This is a genomic window from Marinobacter sp., assembly GCF_052094685.1.
In the GTDB taxonomy this organism is placed as follows: Bacteria; Pseudomonadota; Gammaproteobacteria; order Pseudomonadales; family Oleiphilaceae; genus Marinobacter.
Window position 1 is genome coordinate 23,211 of record NZ_JBQDKB010000038.1, and the last position, 10,657, is coordinate 33,867.

Sequence of the window (10,657 nt, forward strand, 5' to 3'; positions counted from 1 at the left end):
TGACTCGCATCAGCCGGAGTACATCTATGGATGCCAGCCACGTGCTCTACGGCCTGCTGGGTGAACACGATCAGTCAGGCGGGTTCAAGGAGTACGTCTACGTGGATTCGAAAACCGCCGCCAAGGCGGTGGACGACACCACTGTGGTTGGCCAGTAACCGTTAAGGACGACATGACTATGACACGCACTATTTGGAACACGCTGGCCACCCTGGCCGTGCTCATCTTCACCGCCTTACCTCTCAGCGCCGCTGAGGTGGTGACCTACTACCACAACGATCATCTGGGCTCGCCCATTGCGGCAACTGACAGTACCGGAGCCGTGGTATGGCAGCAGGCCTATGATCCCTGGGGGTTCAAGCTCACGGCGAATACCGACGAGCGTGGTTACACCGGTAATTGGCTGGATGAGGAAACCGGCCTGGCTGACCACAAAGCACGTTGGTACACGTCCTCTATTGGAAGGTTTACGGGCATTGACCCTGTCAAATGGCAAGAATCGAACATTCACAGCTTCAATCGGTACGCTTACGCCAGCAACAATCCCTACGCCTATGTGGATCGGGATGGTCGCAATGCGGTTACTTTCGTGGGTGGCGTGATCGTTGAGTCCTACAATGCTCTGCAGGGGAAGGGATTCAATGGAGATAGAGTGCTTGGCGCCTTGGCTGACGGTTATGATGGTGAGGGTGCTGGTTTTGCGCGTTCTCTGTACCAGGATGCCGAAACATTTGTCCCAATTGGTGCGGTTGCAGGAGCCTTGATAAAAAGTGGGAGATTGGCCAAGTCTCTTGGCAAAGAGGTTGGGATACTACGCGATGCAGCTAGGGGAAAAGGTAACTTTGGTCTTGGTTCGGCAACTAAAACCGAGGCCAACAAACTTGGTAAAGCTTGGGTTGGAGACGGCTATAAAGTGGCCAGTGATGGCAAAACCTTGGTTAGTAAAGATGGTTTGAGGCAGTACAGGCCGCCCAGTTACAAGCCGAGACTGGATAGAACCCAGGCAAACTTTGAGCAGAGAGTTCCAGGTCAGCAGTCAAATCGTTGGCAGTCGAATGGCCATCTTGATATTACGGATTAATTGATGAACGCAGAATTAAAGCGGCTTCACAGCCCTGATATTCACGATCTCAAGCTCTACCAGCCGGAAGTTCCAGAAAAATTTGGGTTTCTCTTACAGGTTATGGTGGGGCCAGAAGGAGTGGACGGAGAGGAGTCCTTCGATGTCGAGGTATGTACACCAAAATGGTTAGAGGAAACCTATGGGATGAATGAGGTAGTAATCGGTCGCCATCATTTAATCGTTCGAGAATACAACTATCAAAAGATTGCTGACACTATCCAAAATTTTTTACGGGAATGTACTGGGGAGAACTGGATTGAGGTTGCGGAAAAGGTATCGCGAATAGGGAAATGGGAGTTTGAAGATTACATCGATTAAGACGGAGCTCGCCCTGCCGGGGTCCGTGAAGATCTCAACTAATCATGTGCTCTATGGTGGTCGACAACAGAAAGATCGCGGACTGATAGGCGCGACAATACAAAGCAGGACTACGACACTACCCACTTGCTGTACAGCCTGATGGGCGATCTGCTGGGTGAATACGAGCCAGCAGGCGGCTTCAAGGAATACATCTACGTGGATTCGAAAACCGCCGCCAAGGCGGTGGATGACACCACTGTGGTTGGCCAATAACGGTTAGGGAGGACATGACTATGACACGCGCTATCTGGAACACGCTGGCCACGCTGGCCGTGCTCATCTTCACCGCCTTGCCCCTCAGCGCCGCTGAGGTGGTGACTTACTACCACAACGATCATCTGGGCTCGCCCATTGCGGCAACTGACAGTACCGGAGCCGTGGTATGGCAGCAGGCCTATGACCCATGGGGATTCAAGCTTACAACGAATACCGACGAGCGTGGTTACACGGGCAACTGGCTGGATGAAGAGACCGGCCTAGCTGATCACAAGGCGCGTTGGTATACGTCCTCCATCGGGCGGTTTACGGGGATTGACCCTGTCAAATGGCATGAAACGAATATTCATTCGTTCAACCGTTACTCGTATTCTGGCAATAACCCCTATACTAATACTGACGTTGGCGGCGATTTATTCTTCAGCTTTCATATGAACCGCCGGGATATGAGTACTAAGCACGCGATGATAGCAGGCCAGGTTGGCAATGTTGGCGCGCAAACGGCGATGGGTCTGCACGCTGCGGGAGGTGCAGCAAAGCTGGTTGTTGGAGGTGCACGTTCTCTGTTGAAAATGGGGTTGAAGGGTGCGAATGTTACAAAGTGGGGAGTTAAAGACTTTCCAGAGGTTGCCGCCAAAGTTAGTCAAAAACAATTGCGTCATATTAAAAACAACAAAAACTATCGGGGCGGAGGCGTGCTTAATAGTGTTGATGATGCCCAGCATGTACTTGATGCATATCGGTCAGGTGTTGCAAAGATTATAGGTAAAACCAAGCAAGGTTTTCCGGTCGTTAAATACAGAAAGGTCACTGGTACGAATATCAATACAGCTGCGGGTTATACTAATCAACCCACAAATGTATTTATGATCAAGGGGTCGAAAAGCCCTAGTGTCGTACCAATGAATCCGAATTGGAGACCATAGAAGTGAATAATAGAACTATGACGGAGCTTCAATATCAAGCGCTTGTGTTAGTTCAGGCTTTGATCGGAGTGATTTCTCCAAACTTTAGAATGGTATGGGTTGGTATTGAAAATATCGTGAAGATTAACATAATACTTGAAGCGGAAAACGAAGAAGATTTTGATGAAATAGAAGATTTAAGATCTGAGTTCGAGGCACTGCAAGAGAAATCGATTGAATACGAGATAAAAATATCGATCAACAGGGGAGAGTTGGTTTATCCAGATTTTTCGAAATCGGTGATAGTTTTTAAACGCCGAGAGGTCTGATGTTGCAAAAGAACTAAGTGACCCCAGCCGCGTACCATGTTAAGGCCCAAAGGTGGTAAGGATTATTGGAACAAGCAGTAGAGGGGAATTTTATGAGTTATCCTTGCCATTGTTGTGGGTACTTAACCTTTGACGAAGAGCCAGATGGAACTTATGAAATCTGCCCCGTATGTTACTGGGAAGATGATGGTGTCCAGAATGAAGAGCCTGATTATGATGGCGGTGCAAATAGAATAAGCCTGAATGAAGCTAAGGCGAATTTTGCTAAATTCGGTGCGATAAAGCAGGAATATGCTAAAGATGTCAGGAGGCCTTTAGAAGGCGAATTACCGTAGGACGAGCCCGCTTCAGCGGGCTTCAGACTGCTGACGAACCCAGGCTTTTCCGGGGTTCGTCGCATTTGGGCGTTTTAAAACCAGGCCGCAGGCCATAGCCATCTGTTCCTGCCTCACGGTTGTCAACAACAGCGAAGTTTGACCGGGTGGCGCACCGCCGCATCCAGCCCGATGAGCCTCAGGCCCGAAGGCCATCACCAAGTTGTTGGTGTCGAACTTGCTGGAAGGTAAACGCTCCAGGTCCAGGTCAGTTTTGAACTCACTGTGGAATAGCTCGCTGGTGGCTTGGTCAACGGTACAGGCCCATAATCTCTTGAGCACTTCCACGCTCGCCGGCAGAGAGACGTTACCCGGCCCTCCAACCTGACGTCCGGCTCCAGCACAGCTGACCCTGAGCATCGCCGGTGCGCACCGGCTACACCGCTTTACTTTTTCAGGGTAAACAATCCGAGACACTCTGCCAACTGATACCGTCCGGCCAACCTGCTCGGTACGATGAGCTATTGCCTGACACTCGGAAATTGATCAAACATCTTGGAAAAAGGTGTCATAAGTTATTAATTTCAGTTGCTTACGGCTATTTTTTGGGAATTTTTCACGCTTGTCTGCCAACCCTCAATAAGGGCTCAAACTCAACTTGAATGATCATTCAAGAAGTGTTTGAATGATCATTCAAAACACTGCTGGAGCGTGCTCATGATCAAGTTATTTTTTCACCCTACCCCTAACCCGTTAAAGATTGCACTTTATCTGGAAGAAGCCGGCTTACCTTATGAACTGGTACCGGTTGATACACTGAAAGGCGAACAGCATTTACCTGCCTTTCGCAGCATTAACCCCAACGGCAAAGTGCCAGCGATTGACGATAACGGCGTGCGGGTATTCGATTCCACCGCCATTTTGCTTTATCTGGCCGAAAAGACCGGCCAACTGGCAAGCGCCCCCGAGCAACGCGGCGAGTTGCTGTCGTGGATGATGTTCATCGCCAGCGGCGTCGGCCCCTATTCCGGCCAGGCGGTTCATTTCAAGTATATGGCACCAGAAAAACTCCCTTATGCGATTAATCGCTACGAACGCGAAACACAGCGCCATTACGAGGTGCTGGATAAACATCTGGAAAATCGTCAGTACTTCGTTGGCGACAGCTTCAGCATTGCTGATATCTCAGCTTGGGGCTGGGTCGACAAGGGCGCGTTTATTTTAGGTGAGGAAATGATGGCGAACTACCCTAACCTGCAGCGCTGGTTCGACAGTATTAACAACCGTCCCGCCGTGGCACGTGCTCGGGAAATGGGCAAGGACATTGATTTCAAGACAGAGCGTGACGAAGCCGCTAGGCGCGAGCTCTTCCCGCAAAATTACCCGAAAGCTAATGTTACCCGCGAACCATCCTGAGCAAAAGTTGAGCCTGGACCTTTACTAAAGGTCCAGGCTCAACTCAACATCTGACTCATCCGAATTTCGAAATGTAGAGAACCAATTAGCTGGAGGCCTGACGGGAATCGCACCCGTCGTCAGCAGTCCGGTTTCAAGCAGCATGGATTGCCGAATGGCTTGGTGCCTGGCAAACCTACGATTGGTTGCGAGATCTGTTTGGGAATACTTTCCGAGACTACGAGCAGCGGGTTCGTCGCTGGCTTTGACTGGGGCATGGCCAGTTTATTTGTACTACATTGGTTAGATGTAATCCCGAGCTTGCACCATTACTTGTAATACCCGTCGGCTCAGGGCTATGAGGAATCTTTCCATGGGCCATCCGTTCCAGAGCGCCTTCAATTTGCGCCAGCACGAGATCCTGCCGGTAGTTCTGGCGGTGCTCTACTTTTTCTGTGTGCTGACGGCATTGATGGTGTTACGGCCTGCCCGGGAATCACTGGGGATTCAGGGAGGCATCGACACCGTGCGCTGGCTTTTTATTGGCACGGCAGTGGTAACCCTGGCCGTAAACCCGGTGTTCGGCTGGCTGGTCAGCAGGCTGCCTCGGCGTTTGTTCATCTCCGCCACTTACCTGTTCTTCAGTGCCAGTCTGCTGGTGTTCTACAGCCTGATGACAATGGCGCCGGATGTGATCGGGATAACCACCGGGCAGGTGTTCTACGTGTGGTTCAGCGTATTCAATTTGTTTGTGACCATGGTGTTCTGGGCGCTGATGGCAGATCGTTTCTCTCTTGAGCAGGGAAAGCGGTTCTTTGGGCTGATTGCTGTGGGAGGCACCCTGGGGGCGATTTTTGGGCCTTGGTTGGCGGGTCGCCTGGCCGAACCCCTGGGTACCCCAGCCCTGCTCCTGGTGGCTATGGGTTTTCTTATGCTCGCGCTGGTTGCTGCTTTGGTTCTTACAGCCCAGCAACCCCGTACGGCTTCCGAACGGAAAACTCCGGAAGATCCACTACCGGTGGACGAGCATGAGCGCATTGGCGGCAGCGCCTGGGAAGGGGTGCGGGCGGTGTTCCACTCCCGCTATTTGGCGGGCATTGCCGCCTATGTGTTAATTCTTGCGATTATGGCCACATTCATCTATTTCACCCGCCTGCACATGGTTGCGGCCATGGAAGATGGCACCGACCAGCGCACTACCCTGTTTGCGTGGATCGACCTGATCACCCAATTGGCCACACTGGCCATGCAGGCGCTGGTGGCAGGCCACGTAATGAAACGGCTTGGGGTTGCGATGACCCTTACGCTACTACCGCTAACCGCGGTACTGGGCTTCATCGGACTTGCGATCGTGGGTTCTTTTGCGGCCCTGGTGGTGCTGGAGGCCAGCTTCAGGGCCGTTCAACGTGCATTAATGCGCCCCGCGCGGGAAACCCTGTACACCGTTGCCAGCCGCGAGGAAAAGTACAAAGCCAAGGCGTTTATCGATACCTTTGTGTATCGGGCCGGTGATGTGGCGGGGGCCCAGACCGAAGGCCTGCTCGCCCGGTTGGGAATGGGGTTGGCTGCAATCGCCAGCGTTGCAGTGCCCCTCGCCCTCATGTGGGCCGCGCTGGGCCTCTGGCTGGGCCGAACCCAGAAACAGAAGGCGCTGACCGTGTACAAGATTACCAACGCAGAGCCGGGTGTTTCGCTGTCTCCCGATCAAAACACGTCGTCGAACAAAAGGAGCACCCTGCCATGATATCCCGTCGAACTTATCTCAAACTCGCCATGGCGGCCGGAGTTGGTCTGGCCATGCGGCCCTCATTGCTATGGGCCCAAGACCGTCCATTGGAACTGATCACCCGCACTATACCTTCCAGCGGTGAGCGACTACCTGGCGTAGGTCTGGGCAGTTCCGCTACTTTCTCAAGCACCGCCAGAAGCGAGGATTTAGATGCTCTGAGAGAGGTCTTTGCTGCCTTGGTCAAGGAGGGAGGCTCGGTATTTGATACAGCCCCGGGCTACGGGGCATCTGAAAAAGTGGCCGGCCAGATCGCCAATGAATTGGAGATCGTCGACAAGTTGTTTTGGGCCACCAAACTGAATGTGGCTGGTCGCGGCGGCACTGCCGACCTGGATGAGGCACGAGCACAACTGGAGAGGTCTTTCGAGCGAATTGGGAAGAAGCCCATTGACCTTATTCAGGTTCACAACATGGCAGATATTCCCAACCAGTTGGGCTTGTTAAAGGAGCTTCGGGAAGAGAAACGGGTACGCTATATCGGGGTGACCACCACCTTTTCACGCCAATACGATGGGCTGGAAAAAGTCATGAAACGCGAGCCCATTGATTTCATCGGCATTGACTATGCCGTGGACAACCTTACGATGGAGGAGCGCATCTTGCCCATGGCCAGAGACAAAGGGATTGCGGTTCTAGTCTACGCGCCGTTCGGGCGCACCCGCCTGTGGGATCGAGTAAAAGGCAAAGAGCTGCCGGATTGGGCTGCAGAATTCGACACACAATCCTGGGCTCAGTTCTTCCTGAAGTTCGTTCTCTCGCACCCGGTTGTAACTGCCACCACGCCCGCTACCAGCAAGGCCCTTCACATGATCGACAACATGGGCGGCGCCATGGGTGCGCTACCAGATGAGGTGTTGCGCAAGAGGATGGTTGCCTACATCGAGGGCCTTTAAGCCCCCTTATTCTCTGATCCGCACCGGAGTATTACCTATGCCTTCGATATCAACAAGTGAACGCTACGTTTGGACCTATGTTGGCAACCTCTATGTGAAGATCTGGGCGCCACCTGCTGATACCAACTCACCGAGTACTGCACCTATCGTTCTCTTTCATGACTCGCTGGGAAGCGTTGAACTGTGGCGTGATTTTCCAGAAATACTGGCGCTTACTCTCGGCCGTCAAGTTATTGCTTACGATCGGCCGGGGTTCGGGCGCTCTTATGCTCGCACAGATACTCTGGAAGCCGACTTCATCATTAATGAAGCAGCCGGCGCGTTCGCTGCAGTACGCAGCGAGCTTGAGATTGAAGATTTTATTGCGTTTGGACACAGCGTGGGTGGTGCCATGGCGGCGGTATGTGCGGCGGCCTTCCCAAAACAATGCGTGGCACTTATTACGGAAGCAGCTCAAGCGTTTGTTGAAGATCGCACCGTCAAAGGCATTCGTGATGCGGAAGCGGTCTTCGCCCAAGATGGCCAGATCAACCGGCTAAAAAAATACCACGGCGAGAAAGCGCAGTGGGTTCTGCGTGCGTGGGTTGATACGTGGGTTTCAGACGAATTCCAGCACTGGACGTTGAACGAAATATTGCCTCGCGTGACCTGCCCCGTCTTGGCTATTCATGGTGAGGACGATGAATTTGGCTCAACGGCGCATCCTGAACGTTACACATCGCTACCCAAGGGCCCTTGTGTAATGGAGCTGGTGCAAGGCTGTGGGCATGTTCCACATAAGGAAAAGCCGGATATTGTGAACGGTGTTGTCAGGGAGTTTCTTACACGGTATGTAGGTTGAGAATTGGCTAGCCAAACGCTAACCACACACCCACCAGCACCATCAAACTGCCAGAAACTCGATTGGCCAAACGAACACTCCCGCCTTTGCTAAGCAGTCTGCGCAGTGTTCGCCCGCCATGGGCGTACAGCTGCAGACACAAAAACTCCAGAGTGAGAATAATCAGCACCAAGGCCATCAACTGGGGTGTCATCGGCAAAGCACTGTCAATAAACGGTGGTAGTAGCACGACAAAAAACGCCCAACCCTTAGGGTTAGCTATTGCGGTAACAAACCCCTGAGCCGCCAATTCCCAACGTGATGAAGTAATCGGCTCTGCATTCGTTTCAGGCATTGCCATTTTGCCGCGTGAGCGCCACATCTGAATGCCGAGCCAGGCCAGGTAAGCGCCACCGGCATATTTGAATAGGTCAAATGCGGCTGGGTATTGCAGCATAAACGTCGCTACGCCCACGGCGGACGTGGCCGCCACAATTCCTACCCCTACCAACTCCCCTGCCATCATCCACATCGCGCGTCGCACACCAACGGTAATACCCAGCGACAGCGACAGGGTCATACACATGCCCGGCGTGATCGACACGACAAAGAAGGTCGGAATAAAGGCAGATAACAGGGATAAATTCAGAAACGTCACGACAGTTTACTCAAGAATAATGAGGGCGAATTCAGTAAAATCTATGGTAGTTCATCCATGCCCTCCATCCCAGTCAGTCCTGAACTATCTTGCTCACTGATTTAGGGCACAGATGTTCCAACATGGATTATCAACGCTTAACCGTCACACTCACCACGTTGCTGTATTGTCGATAGTCAAACTCGCCGGTAACCTCTCCTGCTTCGTTCATCAGTGGAAAGGCATAACGTGGGGTCATCACTACCTCGTAGTCGTAATCACCCATCGGGCGCACATCCACTTCAACAAAGCCATAGTGCTTGCCACCGTCGATGAGTTGGTTCCCGCTCCATATTTCAGGAGCATCGCCGTGAGCACTCCAGTGCGTTTCTTGGGCCTCGGGTGGTAGCAGATCGAAAGGAACGTAGGTGGTGGTTGGTGGGTAGCCCGGGCCACGCAGACCGTCGCCAGCAAATCCAACATCCCAGTAGTGCACGCCGTTCATTTCGACGTACTCGAGCAACTCGTCGTGCCCTGAAAGCACCGCGGTTACGCCGTAACGTTCGAAAAGATCACGGTAGATCCGCATAGGCATGCCAGACTGACTGTCTTCGCCATTGGTGATGCCAGCTGAGCCAGGGGGCATGCTGTGAACGCCAGTGCCGAAAGCGGTATGGTGAAATTGCACAAAGATGATTTGCCCCGTCGCCTGAGCGTTGGCAAGTTCCCGCACTGCCCAATTCCACTGCTCACTACCCTGATTAAAATCCGGAATTCTGGATTCCGTCCCGTTAATCATCAGGTTAGTATCTTTTGAGGGGTCGCTGTCGTCACCGTTTGATGAGTCCAACGTGATTAGCGTCACCGGACCGTAATCAGCCCGATAGTAACGCTTTTCATAGCGCTCGTCGGTGCCGAAATTTCTTGGCAAGTCCCAATAGGTATTCCATTTGTCATAGGACAGCATGGATGCTGCTGCATTGTAGCCAGGACTTTCCGGGTGCCAGTAGTTTTCATGATTACCGACCGCTGGAAAAATCGGAGTTGTAGAGGCCAGCGTGCTCCATTCTCCTGAGGCATGACGCCAAAACTCATCCCAATCCAGCTGTCGCCCGCCCTTTTCAACCAGATCGCCGGCGATTACCCAGAAGTCGGGGTTACGCTCTGTTGCGTATTGAATGTTGGCTTTGAAACCCGTGGTCTGGTCAACTGGGTACTGTCGGGTGTACGTCGAAGGATCTGTACCCAGCTTGCCGCCATCGTTCGTGAGTTCCATAGCGGTCCAGCGAACCGTTTTTTGGGTGGACTCGGGTTCAGTTTCCATATCAGACATGGCAATGAAGCGAACCGGTGCGCGGCTGCCCGTTGTTGAGGCCGTTTTGAATTCTGAAGTGAACTCGGCGCCAGCCCCGGGTTGAATAACCGCGTATGGGTAAGCCGTTGCAGGCGTAAGTTTGTTCAAGCGCACACTGTGTTTATAAACCAGAGTCGGTGGCATGTCGGCAGCCACATCCGAGTGGATGTTACCGTAGTTTGTATCGCTATGGATGTAGTCTACTTCAGACGCACCATAACTTAGGTGCTCGGCCAATATTGGCTGAGAATCAAATGAGCCGATTCCCTCCACTTCAACGCTGCCAGGCACATCAGTGTCAGTAAACCAGGTAATCGTTGTGCCAGTTGCAGATGGGTTTTGCAGATAAGGTAAAACCCGAAAACGGGTAGCTTGTGCTTCCACTAGTGGTGGTGCAACTTCCGGGTTGCTCGTCGTTGCGTCACTGCCTGACGAACCGGAACCATCCAAACATCCTGCCAGCGTAAAAACTTGGACTCATAGAATAAGTGCAGCACTTTGGACCAGCAGGTAGAGGTAGGA

13 protein-coding genes and 1 pseudogene are annotated in these 10,657 nt (G+C 52.5%); 11 read left to right on the plus strand and 3 right to left on the minus strand.

The genetic code is table 11. From position 1 onward, the window contains the following. Positions 1-26 precede the first annotated feature (26 nt). The 7 genes from ACTH3S_RS09530 to ACTH3S_RS09560 all read left to right on the plus strand — a co-directional run bounded on the left by ACTH3S_RS09530 (position 27) and on the right by ACTH3S_RS09560 (position 3,268). On the plus strand, positions 27-158 hold the full coding sequence (locus ACTH3S_RS09530; RefSeq protein WP_441808775.1) for a hypothetical protein: 132 nt from the start codon (positions 27-29) through the stop codon (positions 156-158). Positions 159-178: 20 nt separating this feature from the next. Beyond that, the gene (locus ACTH3S_RS09535; protein WP_441808776.1) at positions 179-1,081 is read left to right on the plus strand and encodes an RHS repeat-associated core domain-containing protein; all 903 of its coding nucleotides are present in this window, start codon (positions 179-181) and stop codon (positions 1,079-1,081) included. Positions 1,082-1,084: 3 nt separating this feature from the next. Beyond that, positions 1,085-1,441: an immunity 8 family protein gene (locus ACTH3S_RS09540; protein ID WP_441808777.1), complete on the plus strand. Its 357-nt coding sequence runs from the start codon at positions 1,085-1,087 to the stop codon at positions 1,439-1,441. Positions 1,442-1,567: 126 nt separating this feature from the next. Next, positions 1,568-1,696, plus strand: coding sequence for a hypothetical protein (locus tag ACTH3S_RS09545; RefSeq protein WP_441808778.1), 129 nt, complete (start codon positions 1,568-1,570; stop codon positions 1,694-1,696). Positions 1,697-1,716: 20 nt separating this feature from the next. Continuing rightward, positions 1,717-2,625 carry an RHS repeat-associated core domain-containing protein gene (locus tag ACTH3S_RS09550; RefSeq protein WP_441808779.1) on the plus strand — a complete coding sequence of 303 codons (909 nt, stop codon included), beginning with the start codon at positions 1,717-1,719 and terminating at the stop codon, positions 2,623-2,625. A 2-nt stretch (positions 2,626-2,627) separates the two neighbouring features. Then, entirely contained in the window at positions 2,628-2,933 is a 306-nt protein-coding gene (locus tag ACTH3S_RS09555; RefSeq protein WP_441808780.1) for a hypothetical protein, read from the plus strand. Positions 2,934-2,998: 65 nt separating this feature from the next. Beyond that, complete coding sequence (locus ACTH3S_RS09560) at positions 2,999-3,268, plus strand: CPCC family cysteine-rich protein (RefSeq protein WP_441808781.1); 270 nt, start codon at positions 2,999-3,001, stop codon at positions 3,266-3,268. A gap of 171 nt (positions 3,269-3,439) precedes the next feature. Here ACTH3S_RS09560 and ACTH3S_RS09565 read toward each other — a convergent pair. Continuing rightward, a pseudogene (locus tag ACTH3S_RS09565) lies at positions 3,440-3,610 on the minus strand (IS1380 family transposase); the annotation flags it as partial. 354 nt (positions 3,611-3,964) lie between these two features. Here ACTH3S_RS09565 and ACTH3S_RS09570 point away from each other — a divergent pair. The 4 genes from ACTH3S_RS09570 (at position 3,965) to ACTH3S_RS09585 (ending at position 8,165) form a co-directional block, all read left to right on the plus strand. Next, on the plus strand, positions 3,965-4,663 hold the full coding sequence (locus ACTH3S_RS09570) for a glutathione S-transferase family protein (RefSeq protein ID WP_441808782.1): 699 nt from the start codon (positions 3,965-3,967) through the stop codon (positions 4,661-4,663). A 352-nt stretch (positions 4,664-5,015) separates the two neighbouring features. Beyond that, on the plus strand, positions 5,016-6,386 hold the full coding sequence (locus ACTH3S_RS09575; protein WP_441808783.1) for an NTP/NDP exchange transporter: 1,371 nt from the start codon (positions 5,016-5,018) through the stop codon (positions 6,384-6,386). After that, a complete protein-coding gene (locus tag ACTH3S_RS09580; RefSeq protein ID WP_441808784.1) occupies positions 6,383-7,324 on the plus strand; it encodes an aldo/keto reductase in 942 nt (313 codons plus the stop codon). The genes ACTH3S_RS09575 and ACTH3S_RS09580 overlap by 4 nt, the downstream gene beginning before the upstream one ends. A 37-nt stretch (positions 7,325-7,361) precedes the next feature. After that, entirely contained in the window at positions 7,362-8,165 is an 804-nt protein-coding gene (locus tag ACTH3S_RS09585; protein WP_441808785.1) for an alpha/beta fold hydrolase, read from the plus strand. A 7-nt stretch (positions 8,166-8,172) separates the two neighbouring features. On the opposite strand, the gene ACTH3S_RS09590 is transcribed toward ACTH3S_RS09585, so the two are convergent. Further along, positions 8,173-8,802 carry a LysE family translocator gene (locus ACTH3S_RS09590; RefSeq protein ID WP_441808786.1) on the minus strand — a complete coding sequence of 210 codons (630 nt, stop codon included), beginning with the start codon at positions 8,800-8,802 and terminating at the stop codon, positions 8,173-8,175. A 130-nt stretch (positions 8,803-8,932) separates the two neighbouring features. Further along, positions 8,933-10,519, minus strand: coding sequence for a metallophosphoesterase family protein (locus ACTH3S_RS09595; RefSeq protein ID WP_441808787.1), 1,587 nt, complete (start codon positions 10,517-10,519; stop codon positions 8,933-8,935). Positions 10,520-10,657: the final 138 nt, after the last annotated feature.